The organism is Mesorhizobium sangaii (assembly GCF_014207355.1).
In the GTDB taxonomy this organism is placed as follows: domain Bacteria; phylum Pseudomonadota; class Alphaproteobacteria; order Rhizobiales; family Rhizobiaceae; genus Mesorhizobium; species Mesorhizobium sangaii.
This window is the reverse complement of record NZ_JACHEF010000002.1, coordinates 157,660-181,317: the sequence shown is the minus strand read 5'-3', so window position 1 is coordinate 181,317 and position 23,658 is coordinate 157,660. Positions and strand designations below refer to the sequence as shown.

Annotated in this window: 24 protein-coding genes and 1 tRNA gene; 17 read left to right on the top strand and 8 right to left on the bottom strand. The window is 63.4% G+C overall.

What is annotated here, in order from left to right:
- Positions 1–23 precede the first annotated feature (23 nt).
- From HNQ71_RS10005 to HNQ71_RS09990, 4 genes are read left to right on the top strand one after another with little or no spacing between them, the layout of a single operon-like run.
- Positions 24–800, top strand: a complete 777-nt coding sequence (locus HNQ71_RS10005; protein ID WP_184872437.1) for a FadR/GntR family transcriptional regulator — start codon at positions 24–26, stop codon at positions 798–800.
- 22 nt (positions 801–822) lie between these two features.
- A complete protein-coding gene (kduI, locus tag HNQ71_RS10000) occupies positions 823–1,674 on the top strand; it encodes a 5-dehydro-4-deoxy-D-glucuronate isomerase (protein ID WP_184872436.1) in 852 nt (283 codons plus the stop codon).
- Positions 1,671–2,435: a 2-dehydro-3-deoxy-D-gluconate 5-dehydrogenase KduD gene (gene kduD / locus HNQ71_RS09995; RefSeq protein WP_184872435.1), complete on the top strand. Its 765-nt coding sequence runs from the start codon at positions 1,671–1,673 to the stop codon at positions 2,433–2,435. Before kduI ends, kduD begins: the two co-directional genes overlap by 4 nt.
- 10 nt (positions 2,436–2,445) lie before the next feature.
- On the top strand, positions 2,446–2,784 hold the full coding sequence (locus HNQ71_RS09990) for a cupin domain-containing protein (RefSeq protein ID WP_184872434.1): 339 nt from the start codon (positions 2,446–2,448) through the stop codon (positions 2,782–2,784).
- A gap of 187 nt (positions 2,785–2,971) precedes the next feature.
- Here the strand turns inward: HNQ71_RS09990 and HNQ71_RS09985 are convergent, their stop codons facing one another.
- A complete protein-coding gene (locus tag HNQ71_RS09985; RefSeq protein WP_184872433.1) occupies positions 2,972–4,393 on the bottom strand; it encodes a coniferyl aldehyde dehydrogenase in 1,422 nt (473 codons plus the stop codon).
- 431 nt (positions 4,394–4,824) lie between these two features.
- On the opposite strand from HNQ71_RS09985, the gene recQ reads away from it, so the two are divergent.
- From recQ to HNQ71_RS09970, 4 genes are all read left to right on the top strand, one after another.
- Entirely contained in the window at positions 4,825–6,663 is a 1,839-nt protein-coding gene (gene recQ / locus HNQ71_RS09980) for a DNA helicase RecQ (protein ID WP_184872432.1), read from the top strand.
- A gap of 207 nt (positions 6,664–6,870) precedes the next feature.
- Positions 6,871–7,341, top strand: coding sequence for a DUF535 family protein (locus tag HNQ71_RS35475; RefSeq protein WP_281391374.1), 471 nt, complete (start codon positions 6,871–6,873; stop codon positions 7,339–7,341).
- Positions 7,342–7,372: 31 nt separating this feature from the next.
- Positions 7,373–7,792 (top strand): DUF535 family protein, encoded by a 420-nt coding sequence (locus HNQ71_RS35470; RefSeq protein ID WP_343068123.1) that lies wholly within the window; start codon positions 7,373–7,375, stop codon positions 7,790–7,792.
- Between the two features lie 405 nt (positions 7,793–8,197).
- The gene (locus tag HNQ71_RS09970; RefSeq protein WP_184872431.1) at positions 8,198–9,943 is read left to right on the top strand and encodes an adenylate/guanylate cyclase domain-containing protein; all 1,746 of its coding nucleotides are present in this window, start codon (positions 8,198–8,200) and stop codon (positions 9,941–9,943) included.
- Between the two features lie 252 nt (positions 9,944–10,195).
- Here the strand turns inward: HNQ71_RS09970 and HNQ71_RS09965 are convergent, their stop codons facing one another.
- Positions 10,196–10,549, bottom strand: a complete 354-nt coding sequence (locus tag HNQ71_RS09965) for a hypothetical protein (protein WP_184872430.1) — start codon at positions 10,547–10,549, stop codon at positions 10,196–10,198.
- Between HNQ71_RS09965 and HNQ71_RS09960 the strand changes: the two genes are divergently transcribed.
- Complete coding sequence (locus HNQ71_RS09960) at positions 10,548–11,630, top strand: SMP-30/gluconolactonase/LRE family protein (RefSeq protein WP_210333859.1); 1,083 nt, start codon at positions 10,548–10,550, stop codon at positions 11,628–11,630. The genes HNQ71_RS09965 and HNQ71_RS09960 overlap by 2 nt on opposite strands.
- A 596-nt stretch (positions 11,631–12,226) precedes the next feature.
- Here HNQ71_RS09960 and HNQ71_RS09955 read toward each other — a convergent pair.
- The 5 genes from HNQ71_RS09955 to HNQ71_RS09935 all read right to left on the bottom strand — a co-directional run bounded on the left by HNQ71_RS09955 (position 12,227) and on the right by HNQ71_RS09935 (position 14,691).
- Positions 12,227–12,433, bottom strand: a complete 207-nt coding sequence (locus HNQ71_RS09955) for a hypothetical protein (protein WP_184872429.1) — start codon at positions 12,431–12,433, stop codon at positions 12,227–12,229.
- Positions 12,434–12,805: 372 nt separating this feature from the next.
- Positions 12,806–13,516 (bottom strand): pentapeptide repeat-containing protein, encoded by a 711-nt coding sequence (locus HNQ71_RS09950; protein ID WP_184872428.1) that lies wholly within the window; start codon positions 13,514–13,516, stop codon positions 12,806–12,808.
- A 174-nt stretch (positions 13,517–13,690) separates the two neighbouring features.
- A complete protein-coding gene (locus HNQ71_RS09945) occupies positions 13,691–13,942 on the bottom strand; it encodes a hypothetical protein (protein ID WP_184872427.1) in 252 nt (83 codons plus the stop codon).
- On the bottom strand, positions 13,939–14,208 hold the full coding sequence (locus tag HNQ71_RS09940) for a hypothetical protein (protein ID WP_184872426.1): 270 nt from the start codon (positions 14,206–14,208) through the stop codon (positions 13,939–13,941). The genes HNQ71_RS09945 and HNQ71_RS09940 overlap by 4 nt, the downstream gene beginning before the upstream one ends.
- A 393-nt stretch (positions 14,209–14,601) precedes the next feature.
- Positions 14,602–14,691 (bottom strand) — tRNA-Ser (locus tag HNQ71_RS09935).
- Positions 14,692–15,094: 403 nt separating this feature from the next.
- On the opposite strand from HNQ71_RS09935, the gene HNQ71_RS09930 reads away from it, so the two are divergent.
- From HNQ71_RS09930 to HNQ71_RS09920, 3 genes are all read left to right on the top strand, one after another.
- Positions 15,095–15,763 (top strand): 50S ribosomal protein L21, encoded by a 669-nt coding sequence (locus HNQ71_RS09930; protein ID WP_184872425.1) that lies wholly within the window; start codon positions 15,095–15,097, stop codon positions 15,761–15,763.
- A 98-nt stretch (positions 15,764–15,861) separates the two neighbouring features.
- A complete protein-coding gene (rpmA, locus tag HNQ71_RS09925) occupies positions 15,862–16,131 on the top strand; it encodes a 50S ribosomal protein L27 (protein ID WP_013529063.1) in 270 nt (89 codons plus the stop codon).
- A gap of 119 nt (positions 16,132–16,250) precedes the next feature.
- Positions 16,251–16,838, top strand: a complete 588-nt coding sequence (locus tag HNQ71_RS09920) for a GNAT family N-acetyltransferase (protein WP_184872424.1) — start codon at positions 16,251–16,253, stop codon at positions 16,836–16,838.
- Between the two features lie 173 nt (positions 16,839–17,011).
- Here HNQ71_RS09920 and HNQ71_RS09915 read toward each other — a convergent pair whose 3' ends face one another.
- Positions 17,012–17,881, bottom strand: coding sequence for an endonuclease/exonuclease/phosphatase family protein (locus tag HNQ71_RS09915; RefSeq protein ID WP_184872423.1), 870 nt, complete (start codon positions 17,879–17,881; stop codon positions 17,012–17,014).
- Between the two features lie 133 nt (positions 17,882–18,014).
- Here HNQ71_RS09915 and obgE point away from each other — a divergent pair, with 133 nt between their 5' ends.
- The 5 genes from obgE (at position 18,015) to HNQ71_RS09890 (ending at position 23,642) form a co-directional block, all read left to right on the top strand.
- Entirely contained in the window at positions 18,015–19,046 is a 1,032-nt protein-coding gene (gene obgE, locus HNQ71_RS09910; RefSeq protein ID WP_111548380.1) for a GTPase ObgE, read from the top strand.
- 4 nt (positions 19,047–19,050) lie between these two features.
- Entirely contained in the window at positions 19,051–20,244 is a 1,194-nt protein-coding gene (gene proB / locus HNQ71_RS09905; RefSeq protein WP_184872422.1) for a glutamate 5-kinase, read from the top strand.
- A 3-nt stretch (positions 20,245–20,247) separates the two neighbouring features.
- On the top strand, positions 20,248–21,534 hold the full coding sequence (locus HNQ71_RS09900) for a glutamate-5-semialdehyde dehydrogenase (RefSeq protein WP_184872421.1): 1,287 nt from the start codon (positions 20,248–20,250) through the stop codon (positions 21,532–21,534).
- Positions 21,535–21,697: 163 nt separating this feature from the next.
- The gene (locus HNQ71_RS09895; protein WP_184872420.1) at positions 21,698–22,285 is read left to right on the top strand and encodes a nicotinate-nucleotide adenylyltransferase; all 588 of its coding nucleotides are present in this window, start codon (positions 21,698–21,700) and stop codon (positions 22,283–22,285) included.
- 67 nt (positions 22,286–22,352) lie between these two features.
- Positions 22,353–23,642 carry an MFS transporter gene (locus HNQ71_RS09890; protein ID WP_184872419.1) on the top strand — a complete coding sequence of 430 codons (1,290 nt, stop codon included), beginning with the start codon at positions 22,353–22,355 and terminating at the stop codon, positions 23,640–23,642.
- Positions 23,643–23,658: the final 16 nt, after the last annotated feature.

Here is a 23,658-nt window from a genome sequence, read left to right as displayed (position 1 = left end):
AGCGTGTTCAAATAGGGGGCGACATGGCATCGGATACCGCAACCGACCTCAGGGTCGAGAGAAAACCAAAGCTGTCGGAGACCGTCGTCGCGGCGATCCGCAAGCAGCTGCAGGCGGGCGAGATCCTGCCCGGCCACAAACTGCCGACCGAAGGCCAGCTGACCGAGACCTTCGGCGTCAGCCGCACTGTCATCCGCGAGGCTCTGGCCAAGCTTGCCGCCGACGGGCTGGTCGAGGCGCGCCAGGGCGCCGGCGTCTTCGTCACCGAGCACATCTCGACGATGTTCGGCGCGCTGGCCGCCGACATGGGCAGCAAGGATTCGATCGCGCTCAACGTGCTCGAAGTGCGCCTGGCGATCGAGATCGAATCGGCCGGGCTCGCCGCCATCCGCTGCAATGCCGCGCAAGAGGCGGCGATCCAGGAAGCCTTCTTCGAGTTCGAACGGCTGCTGCTTGCCAGCGAGCCGACCGGTCCGGCCGACCTCGCCTTCCACCGCGCCATCGCCAGCGCCACCAACAATCCCTTCTATGTCGAGATGCTCGACGTGCTCGGCCGGCGCGCCATTCCGTGCGACGTGACCTCGCCCTGGTCGACCGAGCTGGTGCAATCCGACACATATCAGCGCGGGCTGCAGCGCGAGCATCTGGTGATCCTCAACGCGATCACATCAGGCGATGCCGAAGCCGCGCGCGAGGCGATGCGCGCCCACCTCAGCGCCAGCCAGCAGCGCTACCGCGAGCGGCTGCACGCAAGGCAGGTCTTCTACGCCAGTTCGGTCAAGGGCGCTGCCGGTGAATGACCCATCTCAAGTCAGGACTGCAATGAGCCAGAGCCGTACCAACTACACATCGCGCTTCGCCATCGACCCGGTCGCCGCCGCGGCGATGGGAACCGACGAACTGCGGCACAATTTCCACATCGAGGATCTGTTCCAGCCCGGCCGAATCAGCCTGACCTACACCCATTACGATCGCATGATCGTCGGCGGCGCCGTGCCGATTGACGCACCGCTTCAACTGGAGGCGATCAAGCCGACCGGAACCAAGGATTTTCTCGACCGCCGCGAGCTGATCGCCGTCAACATCGGTGGCGCCGGTGTCGTCACGGCCGGCGGCCAACCTCATGAATTGCAGTTGCGCGACATGGTCTATCTCGGCATGGGCAGCAAGGACGTGTCGTTCGCTTCGGTGGACAAAGCCGCGCCGGCTAAATTCTACCTGCTCAGCGCGCCGGCGCATCAGGCCTGGCCGAGCCGGCTGATCCGCATCGGAGACGCCAGGCGTCTCGACCTCGGCAGCAAGGATAGCTGCAACGAGCGCTCGATCTTCCAGTTCATCCATGCCGAGGGCGCAAAAACCTGCCAGCTGGTGGTCGGCATGACGCAGCTGGCGCCGGGCTCGGTGTGGAACACCATGCCGTGCCATGTGCATGACCGGCGCATAGAAGCCTATCTCTATTTCGACCTGGCCGAGACGGCGCGCGTTTTTCACTTCATGGGCGAGCCGGACGAGACACGTCATATCGTCATGGGCAACGAGGAGGCGGTGCTGTCGCCGGGCTGGTCGATCCACTCTGGCGCCGGCACCTCCAACTACGCTTTCATCTGGGCGATGGCCGGCGACAATGTCTACTATGCCGATGTCGACCCGGTGGCGTTGGACGACTTGCGGTGAGCGACCTTTCCGCCTTCAGCCTGGCCGGCAAACGCATTCTCGTCACCGGCGCCAACACCGGCATCGGTCAAGGCATAGCCGTCTCGGTCGCGCGTGCCGGCGGCGCGGTGATCGGCGTCGGCCGCTCGTCGATGGACGATACGGCAAGCAAGATTACCTCGGTCGGTGGGCAATTCGAGGCGGTTGGCGCCGACCTTGCCGACACGGCAGCCGCCGGCCCGATGCTGGACCGGATCTGGGACGAAAGCGGCCCGCTCGACGGGCTGGTCAACAATGCCGGTATCATCCGGCGCGCCGATGCCGTCGATTTGAGCGAGACCGACTGGGACGACGTCATGGACGTCAATTTGAAGACGGTGTTCCTGCTCAGCCAATCCTTCGCCAGGCGTGCGCTTGCTGGCGGGCGGCAAGGCAAGATCGTCAATATCGCTTCGGTGCTGAGTTTCCAGGGCGGCATCCGCGTTGCGTCCTACACTGCCTCGAAACATGGCGTGCTGGGCATCACCCGGCTGCTCGCCTGTGAATGGGCGGCAAAAGGCATCAACGTCAACGCCATCGCGCCCGGCTATATCGAGACCAACAACACGCAGGCGCTGCGTGCCGATCCAGACCGCAGTGCCGCAATCCTGGCGCGCATCCCGGCCGGGCGCTGGGGCGAAGCGGAAGACATTGGCGACACCGCCGTCTTCCTGTTGGCGCCGGCGTCGAACTACATGCATGGCGCGGTGGTGGCGGTGGATGGCGGCTGGCTGGCGCGATGAGGAGGTGACGATGGCTGAGCCGAAGATTTTCGCGCATGCCGGCGAGGGCGCCTGGAAGGCGACGCCGGATGGCAACAGGCGGCGCGTTCTCCTGCACACCGATGAACTGATGATGGTCGAATTCGGCTTCGACAAGGGTGGCTTCGGCGCCCTGCATTCGCACCCGCATGTCCAGGCGAGCTATGTCGCGGAGGGCCGCTTCGAGGTGACGATCGGCGGCCGGACCGAAATCATCGCGGCCGGCGGCAGCTTCATCGTGCCGTCCAATCTGGTGCACGGCGTCAAGGCATTGGAGGCGGGGCGGCTGGTCGACAGTTTCACGCCGCACCGGGCCGATTTTCTCGCCTAGTCCACGACTTGCTTAGCCAAGTCTGGGAGATCGAGTGCGGGGAATGACCCGCGCCCCAAAGAGGCGCGGGTTGTTGCCTGGGCGCTTGTGGCGCCGCGGTACTCAAGACATGACCGCAGGATGTGGAGCCTGCCGCATTATCGTGAACATAGGTTTAACGCGCCGCACAACCGATGGCCGTCCTTGTTCAGGTGATGTGCCGGAGCAGGCTGAAAATCCGCTCGAACGTCTTGCCATAGGGCGGACGCAGCAGACCTCCCGCGCTCAGCCTCGACTGCAGGAAAACCGGCTTCTCTTTGCTGAAGGTGCGGAAACCCCATTCGCCGTGATAGGCGCCCATGCCGCTGGCGCCGACGCCGCCGAAGGGCTGGTTCTCCTGCACCAGATGCAGCATGCAGTCGTTGATGGTGACGCCGCCGGCGACCGTCTCGTGCAGGATGCGTTGACGGTTGCCGCTGTCGCGCCCGAACCAATAGAGCGCCAGCGGCCGGTCCGCGTGGTTCACATGGTCGATTGCCTCGTCGACGGTGGCGTATTCGAAGATCGGCAGCACCGGCCCGAAAATCTCCTCGCGCATCAGCCGCAGGTTCGGACCGGCATTGCGGACCAGGGTCGGCAGCAACTTCCGGCTCTGGGCACCGAACTCCTCGCCGGCCGGATTGATTTCGGTGACATCGGCGCCGGTATCGCGGGCTTCAGTGATCATCTCGCGCAGGCGCTGGCAATGCCGGTCACTGATGATGGCGGTATAGTCGGGATTGTCGCGCAAGGTCGGGTAGAGCCGCGCTATCGCCGTCGCGAGCTTCGCGGCGACGGTGTTTGCCTGCCCTTGCGGCACCAGCAGATGGTCCGGCGCGATGCAGGTCTGTCCGGCATTCAACAGCTTGCCATAGGCGATGCTGGCTGCCGCCGCATCGACGTCGCATGACGGATCGAAGATCGCCGGCGACTTGCCGCCGAGTTCGAGCGTGACCGGGGTCAGGTTGGCGGCGGCGGCGATCGCAACCTGGCGACCGACCGCGGTCGAACCGGTGAACAGCAGATGATCGAAAGGCATCGATACGAAGGCCTTTCCCATCTCCGCATCGCCGGTGATGACGCTGAGTTCGTCGGGCGCGAAATGCTCGCCGGCCAGTTGCGCCAGCAACGTCGAAAAAGCCGGCGTCAGTTCGGACGGCTTGACGAGCACGCGATTGCCGGCGGCGAGTGCCGCGGTCACCGGCGCCACAGCAAGCTGGAAGGGATAGTTCCAGGGCGAGACGATCCCGACGACACCGAGCGGCTGCGCGACGAGGCGATTTCTGCCCGGCAGGAACGGCATGGTGGTGGCAACGCGACGCTCGCGCATCCAGCCCTTCAGATGGGATAGCGCGTGGCGGATGCCGGCGCGCACGACAAACAGTTCTGCAAGGCGCGTCTCGTGCGCGGAGCGGCCGCCAAAGTCGGCGTCGATCGCCGCGCAGATATCGGCCTCATGCCGCTCGGTCAGAGCCAGCAGGCGCTTCAGGCGGTCCTTGCGGACGCCAATGTCCGGGAACGGCTGCGCCTCAAAGGCGGTACGCTGCAACTGGAACCGCTCGCCGAGAGCATCCTGTCTGGTCTGCAGCATAGCGCGCCCTCCCTGGCCTAAAGGTGTGTTGATTTTCAGGTGAGGTCGGCCTGCAAACGGTGGTTTCCTACGCTTCCGGTGCTCACGTACCAAGAGTACGCTCCGCTCCGGTTCTCGAAAGCCATCGTTTTCGGCTCGGCCTGACCTGAATCTCAACGTGCCTTGGTCGGGACAAGCTTACATCGCAGCGGGCGAGGGAATCCAGCGGGGTGCAGGTGTCGCAGGGGAAGGGACAGCCTCTGTCTCCAACATGGGCTCCATCGCCGCCATGGTGCAGTCCGGCAATGTCTACGAACGGAGGTTCCTTCAAAGGGCCGTTGTAGTTGGATGACGGCTGCGCTACTCCAAGGCGTCACCCGGAGAGTCGTTTTGATCGGTTTCCACATCCTCTCCAGTCCACCAGAAATCGTTTTCCGCCCGGTGTCCGACTGATGCAGGCACAGGCTGCGAGCATTCGGGCCGAGGACCCCAAGCGGCGCGTCCTGAAGGACGTGTTCGGCTTCGACGATTTTCGTCCCGGCCAGGCCGATGTCATGGATGCGCTGCTGGCCGGGCGCCATGTTCTGGCCGTCATGCCGACGGGTGCGGGCAAGTCGCTTTGCTACCAGGTGCCGGCGCTGGTTCTGGGCGGGCTGACCATCGTCGTTTCGCCGCTGGTGGCGCTGATGCAGGATCAGGTCGCCGCCTTGCGGCTTGCCGGCGTCGCCGCCGATACGATCAATTCCTCGATCGAACGTGAGGCCAATGTCGCCGCCTGGCGTCGCGTCGCCGCGGGCCAGACGCGCCTGCTCTATCTCGCGCCGGAGCGGCTGATGACCGAGCGGATGCTCGATGCGCTGGCCAGGCTCGACGTCAGCCTGATCGCCGTCGACGAGGCGCATTGCATCTCGCAATGGGGGCCGGCGTTCCGGCGCGAATATGAAGATTTGTCGCGACTGCGCGGCATCTTCCCCAGCGTGCCGATCATCGCGCTGACGGCGACGGCGGACGAGGGCACGCGCACCGACATCGAGGCGCGGCTGTTCGCAGAACGCGTCGAAACCCTGGTGCTGGGCTTCGACCGGCCGAACATCAAGCTTGGCATCGCCGCCAAGCAGGACAGCAAGCGGCAGTTGCTGAGCTTCGTCGAGCGCCACCCCGGTCGCAGCGGCATCGTCTATTGCCTGTCGCGCAAGAAGACGGAGGAAATGGCGGCCTTCCTCGAGAAGAACGGCGTCACCGCGCTCGCCTACCACGCCGGCATGAGCAAGGAGGCGCGCGACGCCAACCAGAACAGCTTCATGACCCTGTCCGGCGTCGTCATGGTGGCGACCATCGCCTTCGGCATGGGTATCGACAAGCCTGACGTGGCCTATGTCTTCCACACCGATCTGCCTGGCAGCTTGGAGGCCTACTATCAGGAAATCGGCCGCGCCGGCCGCGACGGGCGGCCAGCCGAGGCGCATATGCTGTTCGGCCTTGGCGATATCCGCATGCGGCGGATGTTCATCGACGACGAGGATGCGCCGCCCGAGCACAAGAGGCGCTCGCATGGCCGGCTCGACACGCTGATCGGCTATTGCGAGACGGCGCAATGCCGCCGCCAGGTGCTGCTCGGCTATTTCGGCGAGGAAGCGTCGCCTTGCGGCAATTGCGACACCTGCCTCGACCAGGCGCCGCGCGCCGATGGCGGAGCCGAGGCGCGGACCATCCTGGCGGTGGTCGCGCAGAGCGGAGAACGCTTCGGTGCCGGGCATGTCATCGATATCCTGCTCGGCCATGAGACCGAGAAGGTGCTGGCCAGGAACCACCAGAGGCTGGCCAGCTTCGGCAGCGGACTGGCGCACAAGAAGGATTTCTGGCTGTCGCTGATCCGGCAGCTCGTCGCGGGCGGTTTCCTGATACCGGATCCCGTTGGCCATGGCGGCCTCGCCATTGCGGAAAAGGGCCATGCGCTTGGCCGTGGCGAAATGCCGTTCCACTACCGCGTCGAAGTGCGCAGCCCCGCCTTGCGCGGCAAGATGCGCTCCGCCCAGGCCGCGGACATGGAAGGCGTGGATGCTTCGCTGCTGGCTGCGCTGAAGACGCTGCGGCTGCGCCTCGCCAAGGAGCGCCAGGTGCCGGCCTATGTGGTGTTTTCCGATCGCACGCTGATCGACATGGCCGAGCGCCGCCCGGCCGATCTCGACGCCTTCGCCGAAGTGAATGGCGTGGGGGCGGCGAAGCTGAAGGAATTCGGCGAGGTTTTTCTCGCCGCAATCGCTGCGCACCAGTCGGGTGGCTTGGGCTGAGGGCGGCACGCGTCGGCAGCAGCGCACGGCATTGTCCGCACTCTTCCTGCATCCGAGGAAACAAGCGCACTGCGATTTTTCCGCCGGCTGAAAGGATCCGTAAGCCAGCCATTTTCGTGGCCACCTTACGGATCCGTAATGTCGCGGCGAAGCGTCGGTAAGCTAAGATTCCAGCAATGAGGCACGGAGAATGCGAAGGGTGAGCATTTGAATGGTGCAATATCGCGATCGCCGCCGCGGGTTCGTCGCAAAGGGCAGACTTCCGGTTTTCGGCGCGGACTGAACCGATGCGTCTGTACGATCAAATGGGCGGCGCTTCGCTGGATATTCCGCCGCGACATCGCCGCCATCCAGACCAAACTCGGTGCCGAACCCTTCACTGCGATCCTTGAGAAGTATCCGGACATTCCCCTGAAGCCCGTCCGATCCTACCTGACGACCGCGCTCAGGCGCGGGCATCGTCAGGTCGCCGTCGTTGGTCACTATGTCGCGGCGGCGCAGCTTTTCACCGACGCGGCCCTGATCAGGAGCCACACCGGCGGCCAACAGCTGCTGGATCTCTCGACCGTGGTGGGCAACGTCACGGTTGAACTGACCGGCCAGGACAAGTTGTACCGGGAAGCAGAGTGTCGCTTGCTCCTGACCAATCACCGAGATGGGCCTTGCGATTGTGGATAGATCGCTCCTGCGGCTCAGCGGGCAGGGACCCGTGCTTTGGATCGGCGCGCTCAAGTCCGCCTCGGTTGGAGTGCAAGGTCTCGATGAAGCGCGGACGCTGACGAAGGCCATGGAAGGACTGCGACCCAAAACATTGTTGCTGCTGGTGGCCCAGTCGCTCGTACGCTCCCTCGACATTTCCGGTCTTGTTGCCGCGTCCAACGCGGGGCATGTCTTTGCAAAAGACTTTGCCCTGCGCCACCGCATTGCCGCAGACTACGACAGCTTCTGGGTCGAATCCGGGGGCAGCCGGGTCCACCTGACGATGTTCGATCTGCCCCTTACGAAAACGCAGCGTGATCCGGCTGAATACAGGCCGAACAAGCGGGCGCAGCTACGCAGGCGTCAGCATCTCGAGCTGGAGATCGCTCGCCGAGTGGGCGAGGCGATCAAGCCATTGCGCCGCACCTGACAATCTCGTGGACCTTGCGAAATCTTACGCCGCCAGCAACCTGTCGGCAGCCCGCGGCCCTGGCCATCAGGCCCATTCACGTTATGCCCGATACAAAAGCACCGTCACGGTGGCGTCAACCGGTTACACAGGGCAGGAAATATCTCCGACCTTCTGGGAGGAGTGGCGTTTCAGCGTCCCCAGAGGCTGCGTGGGCGTGTCGTCGGTTGGCTTTTAGCGCGGCGACTGGAAGGCTCCACGCCTTGAAAGCGGGATAGCGAAATCAAGGTCAAGCTGCGTTCTCCGTTCTGTATCGGCGACGGTCGGAGACTGGGAGAGATGGATACCATGCACGGTAGGCGTCTGGAAGTTGGCAGGGCATGGATGCGGGGCGGCCCGCGTGCAGGCGCCTGGCTGAGCGGTGAAATGACCATGCGGCGCCACCTAGCAGCGATCCTGGCTTGCGACGTGGTCGGCTATTCGCGCCTGACGGAGCGCGACGAGCGCGGCACGCTCGAGCGGCTGAAGATCTACCGCAAGGACCTCCTCGAGCCGCTGGTCTCCGAGCACCAGGGTCGGATCGTCAAGCTCACCGGCGACGGCATGCTGTGCGAGTTCGCGAGCGTCGTCAACGCGGTGACCTCGGCGATGGCGATCCAGCAGGCCCTGGCAGAACACGAGGCGGAGACGCCCGAGGAAGAGCGGATACGCCTGCGCATCGGTGTCAATCTCGGCGACGTGGTCTGCGAGGAGGACGGCGACCTCTACGGCGACGGGGTCAACATCGCCGCCCGCCTCGAAAGCATCGCCGATCCCGGCACGGTGGTCGTCTCGGGCACCGCCTACGACCACCTTCAGGGCAAGCTCGACTGCGGCTTCACGCCGCTCGGCGAGCTGCGCCTCAAGAACATCGAGCGGCCTGTGCGCGCCTACCGCGTCGAGACCGACGCCAGCGCCACGGCGGCCGCACCGCCTGCCCTGCCCGAGAAACCCTCGATCGCGGTTCTGCCTTTCACCAACATGAGCGGCGACCCCGACCAGGAATATTTCGCCGACGGGCTGGTGGAGGACATCATCACGGGATTGAGCCGGGTGAACTCCTTCTTCGTGATCGCCCGCAACTCGTCGTTCACCTACAAGGGCCGGGCGGTGGACCTGCGCCAGGTCGGGCGCGAGCTGGGCGTCCGCTACGTGCTCGAAGGCAGCATCCGCAGAGCAGGATCGCGGGTGCGCATCAGTGGGCAGTTGGTGGACGCGATCAGCGGACACCATGTCTGGGCCGATCGCTTCGAGGGCGACGTGAGCGACATCTTCGAGCTGCAGGACAAGGTGACCGAAAGCGTCGTCGGCGCTGTCGAGCCGAGCATCCGGCTGCAGGAGATCAAGCAGGCGCGCATGAAGCCGACCGAGTACATCAGCGCCTACGACCTCTACCTGCGCGCGCTACCGCGCTTCTACAGCATGACGCGCGAAGGCTTTGCCGACGTGCGCCGCCTCATCAACGAGGCGCTCAGCATCGACCCTGGCTTCAACTTGGCAAAGGGACTCGGCGCCTATATCCGCAGCCTGTCCGTGAGCCAGTGCTGGCACGAGCCCGACGATGTCCGAGTCGCCGTGCGCATGGCGCGCGAGGTGCTGGCGGAAGCGCGCGACGACCCCACGAGCCTGCGCTTTGCCGCGCAGGTGATCGCCTACAGCGCGAAGGACTACGAGATGGCCCTGGGCGCGATCGAACGATCCCTGCTGCTCAACCCCAATTCGGCGCAGGGCCATACCGGCAGCGGATGGGTGAACGCACATGCCAGCCGCCCGCTCGTCGCGATCGAGCACTTTCACAGGGCAATGCGGCTGAGCCCGGTCGACCCCGAGAAGGGCATCGCGCTCTCGGGCATCGGGATGAGCTACCTGATGCTGGAGCGCTACGAGGAAGCGCTGGCATGGGGAGAACGCGCGCTGTACGAGATGCCGAACTACGGCTCCTCGCACCGGGTGGTGATCATGGCGCTGGTCAAACTCAACCGGCTGGACGAGGCGCAGGCAGCGGCGCGGCGGCTGATGGAGGCGTTTCCGACCTTCACGCTCACCCTGCAGAGACAGATCAATCCGTGGCTGGACAAGGTGTTCGCCGAGCGTTACGTCGAGGCGCTGGGCATCTCCGGCGTGCCGGAGTGATCGTCGAGCCCGCTTATCCCGTGGAACACCACAGGACCGGTGCGGCCTCCTACGGCGGGGTAGCTATCCCGCGCGCCTTTAGCGTGGACTGAAGTCCTATACCAAACGGAAGGTTTGGGGTTCAGTGTGGTTTCGGTCTGTTGCTCATGTAGTCTACGGCCACGACCGCGACGAACGCCAAGACGACGATGGCTGTTCCACCAACCCAAAAAACGGACATTTTGCCTTCCCCCGAGCGGAAGTACTCTACGCTCAGAGAGCTAGAGCCACAATCCGGCTAGGCAATGAGTGGTAAATCGGGGCTCGGGTTTGGTTAGTCGACCATGTCCCGCAGCGGGTCGGCGGCCGGTACTTCCTGACCAGTTCGACCGTACTGGCTTCGACCGTGACGCGGCCAAGCACCTGCACGGTGACACGGCGAAGATCCTCGTCGACATAGATCACTTCACCCTCGAATCTCATCCTGTCGCCCGGCTTCGCCTTTGGATCGATGATCGAATAGGGATTGTTGGCCGTGAGGATGTGCAGGGTTACGCGATCCTCGATGCGCTTGCCCATAGTGGCGAAGATCGCCACCCTGTCACCGATATTGATTTCCCGCGCCATGAGTAGGATTCTGGCGCGGCCCGCCGCCGCCTTCCTGATCGGCGTCTCCGCCATGTGGGTATCGGATATCCTGTTCGAATTCATCGTGCGGAAGTTCAAGCCGACAACACTGAGAGGGAATCGTCACATGAAAAGATTTCTTGCTGACGCCGCAGAAAGTTTCCAATTTTGGCCGGATCTTCCGCTCATGAGAGCATTCGGTTGCACCTGCGCACTTCTCGGCGTTCTGTTGCTCACAACAGGTTCCATCTTCGCGGCGGATTCCTCCGTCGTCGCGCCTGGTGCGAAGTTGGAAAAATTGGGCGAAGGTTATGGATACACCGAAGGTCCGGCAGCGGATGTTGATGGCAACGTGTTCTTCACCGACGACCCGAACGATCGTATCGTTAAGTGGAGTGCGGTAGACGGGAAATTCTCCGACTGGCTCAAGCCAGCGGGACGCGCGAATGGAACTTACTTCGACAAGGTCGGCAATCTCATCGCCGTCGCCCCCGATAAGGGCGAACTATGGTCCATTGCGCCCGACAAGAAGGTTACGGTGCTGGTGACGAACTTCGACGGCAAGGTGTTCAACGGCCCGAATGACTTGTGGATTCGTCCGGACGGCGGCATCTATTTTACCGACCCTGATTTCGATTCATATCACGACCGCAGCACGCGGGTGGAGGGCCAAAACGTCTACTTCGTCACGCCCGACCACAAGACCGTCACGCGTGTCACGACCGACCTGACGAAACCCAACGGCATCATTGGCACGCCCGACGGCAAGTTGCTTTACGTGGGGGACTACGGCGCGAGTAGGACCTATGCCTACGATATCCAGCCAGATGGCGAGCTCACGAACAAACGCGTCTTTTGCAAACTCGGTTCTGACGGCATGACCATCGATTCTAAGGGCAACGTCTATCTCACCCAGATTGGTGTGGCTGTATTCGATCAAACGGGAAACAAGATCGAACAAATCGACGTACCCGAGACGACGACAAACGTAACCTTTGGTGGCAAAGATAACGACCTGCTCTTTATCACCGCCACCGGCAGTGTTTACGGTCTCAAGATGAGGGTGAAGGGGGCGCGCTAGAAGCCCGTCAGAAATCGTACTGCAAGACCATTGCCGACACCCTCGCCGCCCGCGAAACCGCCTTATGTCAATTGCGGGCATCCGATGTGCTGCAAATCGACAAAGCTTGATATCCAGGCGCTGATCGACCGGCTCAGGCCGGACCATGGTTCCATGCATTGGGATCTGGTCGGGCTCTTTGGCTGCTCGGAGGCGATCGGCAGCGGCGCAACCGCGGCTGGAAGCAGTTTCGATCGACAACGCTAGACGGCTGGGCTGGGACTTCAGTCTTGGTCCCGCCAATAGGCTTAATTGCGAAGTTGCTAATATGCCCATAGTTTAGGCAGCGCGGGGACAAACGCCGCCGAAGCTCGATCTAGCGAGCATCCCACCTTCTATTCGGAGATTTTTGGCTGGAATATCGCGCTGCTTTGTTGAGTGAAGATAGTGAGAAGTCTAGCCCTTACCACCACCGTCATTGCATCGATAGCTGCGGCTATCGTGCTGACATTTATGGCAGCTAAAAGATTTGAGCTACGGCGCCCAAATCCGATCGAGGCTCATATCGAGAGGAACATCTGAGGGGCCAACGAGGCGGTACGCTAGGCGCCGCAGGCCTAGCGATCGGCGTCGGAATCGCCGTCGGTATGGCGCTCGCCGGCTGAGGTCTTCGGCTTGCGGGGCAGATAATCAGGCAGAGGCTGTGCATCGGGATCTGCAAGGGCGGCGGCGGTGATGGCGGCATCTTCCTTGTCAGTCATGCCGTTGTGAAGCGCCCTGGCGGCCTGACGCGCCATCTCCCGGTTGTTAGAGGCTTTCAACATATGGTGTCCATCGCGCCGTAAGTGGGCTGCTGTCAAGGAGCAAGCAAGCTTCGCCCCCGCAAGGGCGCGCTTGATTATTTCAGAGAACGGCCATTGGCAACTAGACGGCTGGATATTGGCGCGGAACCAACCTCCAGCCGCGCCGTTTGTGTCGGGCGCTGCCGGAAACTTGCACACAGGACCTTCCGGCCCTGCATTTGCCCGCTGCTTCCCCCCGAGGCAGCGGGCTTTGCTTTTTGGCGCTAACGAGGCTTGGCACCCTGCCGAAATAAGCGGATGGCGGGCCCGACATCTTTGCCTTTGGGAACTCCGAGACGCCCCCGCAAGGGCGCGCTTGACGATTTCAGCCCCGGCAGCGACACGGCGCCGAGCCTATGGCTCGCTACAGGGCCAATCTTCAGGCCTCGTCAAGCCAGAAGGCAACTCGGTCCGGGCGTCTCCGCAAGCCATGTTGATCTGCCACTGGGACAGCCCCGCCGAATTGGAAAGATCGAGGCCCTCGATACGGGTCAGAAAGAGAAAAGCGCGGTCAAAGTCTATCGGCGCGGTGAACGTCGCTCCTCGGAAGTCCGCCCGCGCGAGATTGGCAAACGAAAAGCGGCTGCCGCTGATATCGGCGTCATGGAACTGCGCTCGCCCCAATTCCGCCTTTGTGAAATCAACATTGGTCAGATTGGCGTCCTGGAAATTCGAGCGCTGCACTTCCGCGCTCGTAAACACAGCGCCCTGCGCGTCCATATGGCTGAAGTCGGTCCTGTAGGCCTCGATTTTGTCGAACCGGGCGCCTTTGGCGGTCGAGTCGGCCAGGGAAGCACGCACAAGCGTTGCCTTCTCAAAATTTGCCGCAAGGAGATTGCTGTTCCTGAGGTCGGTCGAAGTGAAATCAACACCGATCAGGTTCGCCCCGCTCAGGTCCTGTCCTTTTAGGATGAGAATCTTTTTGTCACAGTCCTGCCAATTGACGCCAGGCGTCGCGGCTGCGTCGCAATTTTGAGCGGCAGCGGCGTTCTGCCAAGCAAATACAATGCAAACCGCTAGAACCAAGCCGGATGTGCCGTAAGCTCTGGTTCGTCTCAAAGTCATTGTTGCTGGACCTCTGCTACTCGCCGACAATCAACCTTACCACATCTGCTGACACTCGAAAGCGACGGCATTTTGCCCGCTAATCCCGCTAGTCCCCACCGCCAAATGAAAAGCCTGCCACCGTGAGGCAGCGGGCTCGATTCGTTTCGTGCGCGGAATGATTAGAAGGCTCTTTTAGCCGGCCATCGGCGTCAGAGCGTTTATCAGTTGGACCTGGTCAAAGTCATCCCATTCGATGAACGTCCTGCATGATGCCATGAACTCGCCCTTGCGCGTGGCTTCGGCCAAGTTCGTCGGCCGATGATCGAACAGGGCTTGGCGCGTCTTGGTGACGAGCGCGTTCGCCCGCGCCACGGCTGGCGACTTCGGGTTATCTCCGGGCTCGGCATCATATTCCGCCAGAGCCTTCACGTGCGCGGCGATCAAGGTGCCGAGTTGACCGGCATGATTAGGTGCGGTCTGGCTGTTTTTTTGCCGTTCGTCCTGATTGTCTCAAGCGTCGCAACACCTGCCTTAAGCTTCGCCAGACCTTCGCTCAGCACAGCTTCGATGGCACTGCGTTCCTGCATGTTATCGATGTCGGCCAACGCCATTAGCGCCGCGAAAAACAGATGCTTTGCCATGCTGAGGTTGTCGAGCGCGTCGATCGTGTGAAACGTCCCGTCGACGGGACCTTTTGACGTGTCGCTCATGACTGCACCGCGCCATGCTGCACAATAAGAGCGAAGCCAAACGAATGATCGACAGTAACCTGCCACTCCCCGCCGTGCATACCTTCCAATGCGGCGGAAAGCTCCCTTGCGAGGCGCATGACGCGCTCCTCTGTGTGTTCCGGCGGTTGGGCAGCGGGAAGCCTTGAAACTCCCGCCGCAGCGGTTGCGGCTCCTATGGCTGGAACAGATGCGAAGGCGCCCAGGATAGCGCGGCGGGAAAATCTCCCGATGATCGGGCCTTCGTTCTGGTCAGAAAAGCGGTGCATAATCCATGTCTCCTTCGGTTGCAGTTTCCTTGGGAAACGCATTGGGAAGGAGGCAAACGACGATGACAGATAGTCTGTTAAATCAATCTGTTAGGCGAGAAATCAATGGCGGAGAGGGAGGGATTCGAACCCCCGATGGGCTTGCACCCATGCCGCATTTCGAGTGCGGTGCATTCGACCACTCTGCCACCTCTCCGCGGTCATGGTCGGCCGTTGCCGGCGCGGCGCACTAGATAACGGCTGAACGGGCAGGTTACAAGGCCAATCCGCGAGTTATTTGGCTTGCCGGACAAGCGGCGGATTTGCGCAGATGTCTGGGGTCAAGCCCATACGGATTTCCGGCCACCCGACGCATCCTCGCCTGCCGACTACGACAACGCCGTGCGATCATGTCGACATGGCCAGATGCTTGCCGAGCTAATAACCACCTCGGCAACGGCTTCGCCTTGACTTGCACCCAACCTTCGGTTAGGGACAGCGCGCAATCGGCGTGGAGGGTTCTTCCGCGCCGCTTGTTTTTTGAACCCGCAGACTGACAAAAAGACGGCCGAACCGCCAGGGCGGTTCATCAAGGCCGACCGAACAGCGAAAGGCAAAAAATGTTCGCAGTCATTAAAACGGGTGGCAAGCAGTATCGCGTTGCCGCCAACGATCTCTTGAAGATCGAAAAAGTCGAAGCCAATGTCGGCGATATGGTCGAGATCGGCCACGTGCTCGCGCATGGCGAGGGCGAGAATGTCACGTTCGGCGCTCCGTTCGTCGATGGCGCGGTGGTCACCGCCGAAGTCGTCGAGCAGGGCAAGAACCGCACCGTCATCGCTTTCAAGAAGCGCCGCCGGCAGAATTCGCGCCGCAAGATCGGCCATCGCCAGCTTTTGACCACCGTGCGGATCTCGGAGATCCTGCTGGGTGGCGCCAAGCCGACGAAGACGGCAGCCGTCAAGGCGCCGAAGAAGGAAGCCAAGGCAGAGGTTGCCACCGAAGCGAAGGCGGAAGCCGCGCCGAAGAAGGAGCCCAAGGCCAAGGCCGCCGAGACCGCGGCAGCGCCGCTGTTCAAGGCGCCGAAGGGCGAGCCGGACGACCTGACCGTGATCAAGGGCATCGGCCCGGTCGCTGCCAAGGACCTCGCCGAACAGGGCATCATCACCTTCGCCCAGCTCGCCAAGCTGACCGACAAGGATGTCGCCAAGATCGACGAGCACATGCCCTTCAGCGCCGACCAGATCAAAGACTGGCGCGAGCAGGCCAAGGAATTGGCGGCGAAGTAATTTTCTGGCGATAAGGTCGCCGGAATCGGACTTGAAACGGAACGCGAACGCGTTCATAAGGCCTTTTAGGCGCCTTGCGGCGCAACGGAGTTAGTTAGATGGCACACAAGAAAGCTGGCGGCTCGTCGCGCAACGGTCGCGACTCGCATTCCAAGCGTCTGGGCGTGAAGAAGTTCGGCGGCGAAGCCGTCATCCCGGGCAACATCATCATTCGTCAACGCGGCACGACCTGGCATCCCGGCGTCAATGTCGGCATGGGCACGGACCATACCCTTTTCGCGCTCGAGACCGGCGCCGTGACGTTCAACAAAAAAGCCAACGGCCGAACCTACGTATCGGTCAACCCGATTGCCAAAGCCGCGGAGTAGCCGGTTCCGCACTAGAACACCGGCGCCCATCTCGGGAACCGGTGTCTGGCAAAGCCAGGAAAAGGATCAGGGGAGATGGGTTTCCATCTCCCCTTTTTCTTGGCCTGGAGGACTTTCACATGGTTGCCGAAGCGGAAGACACCGAAGACGAAAGTTACGCGATAGACTGCCCGGTCCTGGTCACCGAGCGGCTGGTGATGCGGGCGCCCCGCGAAGACGACATTCCGCAACTGGTCGAACTTGCCGACAATCGCCATGTCGCCGAAATGCTGGCCCGCATGCCGCACCCCTACGGTGAGGCCGAGGGACGCGCCTTCCTGGCCATGACCAAGTCGCGCCGGAGCGGCATTGCCTATGCCTTGACGCTGGCCGGCACCGACACCTTCGTCGGTTGCGCCGGTCTCAACACCACCGATCGCGGGCTGGAGCTCGGTTACTGGATTGGCGAGCCTTACTGGAAGAAGGGTTATGCGACCGAAGCAGCCCATGCGCTGGTCGACCTCGCCTTCCAGAAGACGTCGATCCAGGTGCTGCATGCCTCGACGCGGGTCATCAATCCGGCCTCGCGCCGGGTGATCCACAAGTGCGGCTTCCAGTATGCCGGCCAGGGCATGTTGAACTCGATCGTCGCCGGCCAGGTGCCGGTCGAGCGCTACCGGCTCGACAGGAAGACCTGGACGAGCCTTAGGAACTGGGTGCATTTTTGAGGTGTATCGATATTCAGGTGAGGCCGGCCTGCGAATGGCGGTTTCCTGCGCTTCCGGTGCTCACGTACCTTAAGTACGCTCCGCTCCGGTTCTCGGAAGCCACCATTCTCGGCTCGGCCTGACCTGAATCTCGACGCACCTCGCGTCGCATCGAAATCATAGGGTTGAAAAAATCAGCCCAGTTCGACCCACACCGGAAGGTGGTCCGAACCGACAGCCTGGCGGTCGACCCACAGACGCTTCAGCGATTTGGCCAGCGAAGCGCTAGTGAAGACGTAGTCGATGCGCTTATGGCGGCTAGCGTTGGCGGGCTGTTTGGGGTCGACCCAGCTGACCAGATCGTCGCCGGTGACATTGAGGCGCATGGCGGCATCGACGGCAAAGTCGGCGGTCAGCGGCATGCCGAATTCATGGTCCGGCCGGCCGGCGAGTTCGACATATTCGGGTGAGCCGGCCAGCATGTTGAAATCGCCCATGCCGACGAAGGCTTCGGGGTGGGGCAATTCCGGCAGGCCGATCTCGGCGACGCCGGACAAGGCGCCGCCTTCGAGCGCATAATTCAGCAGGCGTCGGCGCAGGAACTGGATCTGGCGGGCGCGTTCGACCGGGCTGCGGTGATCGAGATGGATGGAATAGAAGCGGATGAAACCCAACGGCGTCTCGATCAGCGCTTCCAGCGCGCCGCGCTGGAAATTCATCATCTCGAAGCTGCGGCTGCGCGGCAAAAGCAGGTTGCGCGACAGATGAATGGGCGTTTTCGACAGCACCATATTGCCGAGCTGGAAGGTCGTGGTGATGGCGCGGCCGTTGTCGATGCGCGAGCCGATATTGGCCTCGAAATTGCTGCCATAGACGGCGAAATAGTCGGGCAGCGCCTCGCCGATCTCGGCGACCATGTCGCGGCCGCCATTCCGGGGATTGTTGCGGGTGACCTCCTGCAGCGCGATCACGTCGGCGCCGCGCACGGCGTCAGTGACGCGCTCGACATCGTACTGCCCATCGAGGCCAATGCCGTACTGGACGTTGTAGGTTACAAGCTTCATTCCGACATCTCTCCAGCCGGTCCCAAGCGGCCATTGTCACAAAACGGCCTCGCCCTTCGCCGCGCCTTGGTTTAGAGCAAGGCCGAAGATTTAGAGCAATGCCCCAAAGCCACTAGTAGAAACTGCACAAGCCATGAAATTTCTCGATCAAGCCAAAGTCTACATACGCTCCGGTGACGGCGGCGCCGGTTCGGTGTCGTTCCGGCGCGAAAAATTCATCGAGTTCGGCGGACCGGACGGCGGCGATGGCGGCCGTGGCGGCGATGTCTGGCTGGAGGCGGTCAACGGGCTGAACACGCTGATCGATTATCGCTATCAGCAGCACTTCAAGGCCAAGACCGGCGTCCATGGCATGGGCCGCAACATGACCGGCGCCAAGGGCGCCGATGTCACGCTGAAGGTGCCGGCCGGAACACAGGTGTTCGAGGAAGACAACGAGACCCTGATCTGCGACCTGACAGTGGTCGGCCAGCGCTTTCTGCTGGCCAAGGGCGGCAATGGCGGCTTCGGCAACCAGCATTTCAAGACCTCGACCAACCAGGCGCCGCGCCGCGCCAATCCCGGCCTGCCGGGCGAAGAGCTCAACATCTGGCTGCGGCTGAAGCTGATCGCCGATGCCGGGCTGGTCGGGCTGCCCAACGCCGGCAAGTCAACATTTCTCGCCGCCGTCACCGCGGCCAAGCCGAAGATCGCCGACTATCCGTTCACGACGCTGCATCCCGGTCTCGGCGTCGCCCGCATCGACGCGCGCGAATTCGTCATCGCCGACATTCCGGGTCTCATCGAAGGCGCGCATGAGGGCGTCGGCATCGGCGACCGCTTCCTTGGCCATGTCGAGCGCACGCGCGTGCTGCTGCACCTGGTCTCGGCGCAGGAGGAAAACCCAGGCAAGGCCTACAAGACCGTGCGCGCCGAACTCGACGCCTATGGCAACGGCCTGACCGACAAGGTCGAGATCGTCGCGCTCTCCCAGGTCGACACGCTCGACGCCGATGCGCGCAAGAAGAAGGTCGCCTCGCTGAAGCGCGCCGCCGGCCGGGCGCCGATGCTGTTGTCGGCGGTCACCGGCGAAGGCGTTGAGGCGGTGCTTCGGGCGCTGATGGCGGTGGTGGCCGAGGCGCGGGCGCAAATCTCGGCCCCGGTCGAGACGCGCTGGGACAAGTAGGACCATGCAGTCGCTGAAGACATACCGGCGCATCACCGTGAAAATCGGCTCGGCGCTGCTCGTGGACCGCGCCACGGGCCTGAAGCGGGACTGGCTGGCCTCGCTCGCAGACGATATTGCCGTGCTGGCCCAGGGTGGTGCCGAAATCCTGGTCGTCTCCTCCGGCGCCATCGCACTTGGCCGCACCATCCTTGGATTGGGCAAGCGGGCCTTGAAGCTCGAGGAGAGCCAGGCCGCAGCCGCCGTCGGGCAGATCGCGCTCGCCGGCGCCTGGTCGGATGCGCTCGGCAGAGGGAGCCTGAAATCGGGCCAGATCCTGCTGACGCTCGGCGACACCGAGGAGCGCCGCCGCTACCTCAACGCGCGGGCGACCATCTCGACGCTGCTCAAGATGAAGGCGGTGCCGGTCATCAACGAGAACGACACCGTGGCGACCTCTGAAATCCGCTATGGCGACAATGACCGGCTGGCCGCGCGCGTCGCGACCATGATGGGCGCCGACCTTTTGGTGCTGCTTTCCGATATCGACGGGCTCTACACGGCACCGCCTGCACGCGACCCCGGCGCAAAGTTCATTCCAGTGGTCGATCGCATCACCCCGGACATCGAGGCGATGGCGGGAGCCGCCGCTTCGGAACTGTCGCGCGGCGGTATGCGGACAAAGCTCGATGCCGGCAAGATCGCGACCGCCGCCGGCACCGCCATGATCATCACGTCGGGCACGCGGCTGTCGCCATTGATGGCGATCGAACGCGGCGAGCGCGCCACCTTCTTCCGGCCGAGCAGCAATCCGGTCAAGGGCTACAAGACCTGGATCGCCGGCCAGCTCGAACCCGCCGGGCGGCTGACGGTCGATGCCGGCGCCATCGGCGCGCTGTTGTCGGGCAAGTCGCTGCTGCCGGCCGGCGTCAAGCTGGTCAGCGGCAATTTCTCGCGCGGCGATACGGTGGCGATCCTGTCGCCCGAGGGCCGCGAGATCGCGCGCGGGCTGGTTGCCTACGATGCCGCCGATGCCGTAAGGATCGCAGGGTTGAAGACGGCCGAGATCGAAACCGTGCTCGGTTACGAGGCGCGTTCGGCGATGGTGCACCGCGACGACCTTGTGGTGAGTCATTCTGGCGACCAAGTACGGGCTGGTGACCAAGTACGGGCTGGCGACCAGGTACGGGCCGGCGACCAAGTATCGAGCGGAGGATGAGCCATGCTGAAGCTGCATGAAAAATCCGGGGACGACACGGTGGCGCTGATGGCCGATATCGGCCGCCGCGCCCGCGCTGCCGCCCGACCGCTGGCCATCGCCACCACCGCCGCCAAGAACGCCGCACTGGTCGCCATGGCCGAGGCAATCGTCGCCGGCGAGCAGGATATTCTCGACGCCAATGCCATCGATGTCTCGAATGGCGAGGAATCCGGGCTGTCGGCTTCGTTCATGGACCGGCTGAAGCTCAATCCGGCGCGCATCCGCGCCATGGCCGATGGCATCAGGGAAATCGCCGAACTCAGCGATCCGGTCGGCGACGTCATCGCCGCGTGGGACCGGCCGAACGGCCTCAATATCGAACGCGTGCGCACGCCGCTCGGCGTCGTCGGCGTCATCTATGAGAGCCGGCCGAATGTCACGGCGGATGCCGGCGCGCTCTGCCTCAAGGCCGGCAATCCGGTGATCCTGCGCGGCGGCTCGGATTCGCTCAATTCGTCGGCGGCCATCCATGCCTGCCTGGTCGAGGGGCTGAAGGCCGCCGGCCTGCCGGAAGACGCCATCCAGCTGGTGCCGACCACCGATCGCGCCGCCGTCGGCGAGATGCTCAAAGGGCTCGACGGCACGCTCGACGTCATCATCCCGCGCGGCGGAAAAAGCCTTGTCGGGCGGGTGCAGACCGAGGCGCGGGTGCCGGTGTTCGCCCATCTCGAAGGCATCTGCCACCTCTACATCGACCGCTCGGCCAAGCTCGACATGGCGGTGCGGATCGCCGTCAACGCCAAGATGCGGCGCACCGGCGTCTGCGGCGCCGCCGAGACGCTGCTGGTCGACCGCGCCGTTGCCGCCACGCATCTGGTGCCGATCCTCGACGCCCTGCGCGCCGCTGGCTGCGAAATCCATGCCGATGCCGAGGTGCTAAAAGCATTTGCCGACGCCAAGCCGGCCACTGATCTCGACTGGGTGACCGAGTATCTCGATGCCATCATCGCGGTGAAGCTGGTCGATGGCGTCGCAGGTGCGATCGACCACATCGAGACCTTCTCCTCGCATCACACCGAGGCGATCGTCGCCGAGGACGCGCAGGCGGTGGAAAAATTCTTCAACGAGATCGATTCGGCGATCCTGCTGCACAACGCCTCGACGCAGTTCGCCGATGGCGGCGAGTTCGGCATGGGCGCCGAGATCGGTATCGCCACCGGCAAGATGCATGCGCGCGGGCCGGTCGGCGTCGAGCAATTGACCTCCTTCAAATACCGCGTGCACGGGTCGGGACAGGTGAGGCCTTGAACACTTGTCTTACCCTCCCCGTTGTGGGGAGGGTGGCGAGCATAGCGAGCCGGGTGGGGGAATAACGCTGAACTCTGCAACGCCCCCACCCCGCTCCGCTTCGCGGATCGACCCTCCCCACAAGGGGGAGGGTAAGGACGCTATTTCCCCCCGCTATCTCAAGATGCCGCATGCCGAAAAGGGGCTCGCTGTCGGCCTGTTCGGCGGCTCGTTCAATCCGCCGCACGCCGGCCATGCGCTGGTCGCCGAAATCGCGCTCAGACGCCTGGCGCTCGACCAGTTGTGGTGGATGGTGACGCCAGGCAATCCGTTGAAGAGCACGCGCGAACTGGCGCCGCTCGGCGAGCGGCTGCAGCTCTCGGAGCAGATCGCCAAGAACCCGAAGATCAAGGTCACCGCGTTCGAGGCGGCGCATCACGTTCGCTTCACCGCCGACGCGCTGGCGCTGGTCAAGGCGCGCAATCCAGGCGTCGATTTCGTCTGGATCATGGGCGCCGACAGCTTGCGCGATTTCCATCGCTGGCAGCGCTGGCGCGAGATCGTCATGACCTTCCCGATCGCCGTCATCGACCGTCCGGGCGCGACACTGTCGTTCCTGTCGTCGGTGGTCGCCAAGACGTTCGACTATGCGCGCGTCGACGAAGGGGATGCGCCAAGGCTTGCTCGCATGAAGGCGCCGGCCTGGACCTTTATCCACGGACCGCGCTCGTCGCTGTCGTCGAGCGCGATCCGCAAGCTGGCCAAGGGTTGAGCCGCTCACCCAGCGATGTCGCTTTTATCGCTTCCTTTGCCCGTTTCATGGGCAATCCTGAGCAGGCATGACTATCCCCAGGAAACACGCCGAAGCCGGGCAGGGCGATGAGCCCACGCCGCTGATCGCGATTGCCAGCGTCATCGCGTCGATGGCGCTGATCGCCGTCGGCAATGGGCTGATGTTTGCCTATATCCCGGTTCGGCTCGGAGCCGAGGGCTTCGATCCGACCTGGGCCGGGCTGATCATCACCGGACTTTCGGCCGGCGGTCTCGCCGGCTGCATCCTGACCGGACCGCTGGTGCAAAGGGTCGGCCATGCCCGCGCCTTCATGGTGCTGTCGGCACTCATCGCGCTGGCTAATGCCGCTGTCGGCGCCGGCCCGCATCCGTTGCTCTGGATCGCTGCCCGCGCGCTCTACGGCTTTGCCATATGCGGCCTGTTCATTGTCGCGCAAAGCTGGCTGAACGATGCCGTTGCCAATGCCATCCGCGGCAGGGTGATGGCGTTCTTCTACGTTGCCTATGTCGCCGGTCTCGGCGTCGGCTATGCGACGCTGGCTTTTGTCGACATCAGAACCGCGGACGCGCCGCTGATCGGCATCGCCTTCACGGCACTGTCGATCCTGCCCGTTGGGTTGACCAGGCTTGCCCAGCCGCCGCCGCCGCAAGCGGCCTCGGTGGCGCTCGGCCGGGCCTGGCGGATTTCGCCGGTCGGCGTCGCCGGCATGCTTGCGGTCGGCGGCCTGTCGATGTCGATCGCCGGCTTCGCGCCGATCCATGCCACCGCCAAGGGCTACAGCCAGGCCGACGTCGCATTGCTGCTTTCGGCGATGCCGGTCGGCACGCTGATCCTGCAGATACCGCTCGGCTGGATTTCCGACCGAACCGACCGCCGCTATGTGCTGATCGCCGCAGCCGCGCTCGCCATGGTCGCCGGCCTGCTCGCGCTCGGGTTCGATGGCGGCGCGCTGGCGGCTCTGGTGGTGATCTACATCGTTTGGGATGGCGCCTCGGAATCGATCTATTCGCTGGCCAGCGCGCATGCCGCCGACCGCGCCGGCAAGGACGACTTGGTGGCGCTGTCCAGCTCGCTGTTGTTTGCCTGGTCGCTTTCGGGCTTCATCGTGCCCGGCATCGTGACCGCGCTGTCGGCCGTCTTCGGGACGCAGGCCTTCATCTATGTGGCGATCGTCATCGCCTGCGCCTTCTGCCTGTTCGTGCTTCTGCGCGTGGTGACGACGCAGGCCGTCCCCGCCGCCGAGACCGGCAGTTTCGCGCCGATGACAGCGCAGGCGCCGTTGCCGGTCGAACTCGCCTTCGGACCGGACGAGCAGCCCCGGAACCGGGGCAACTGATTGGCTAGAGCATGAT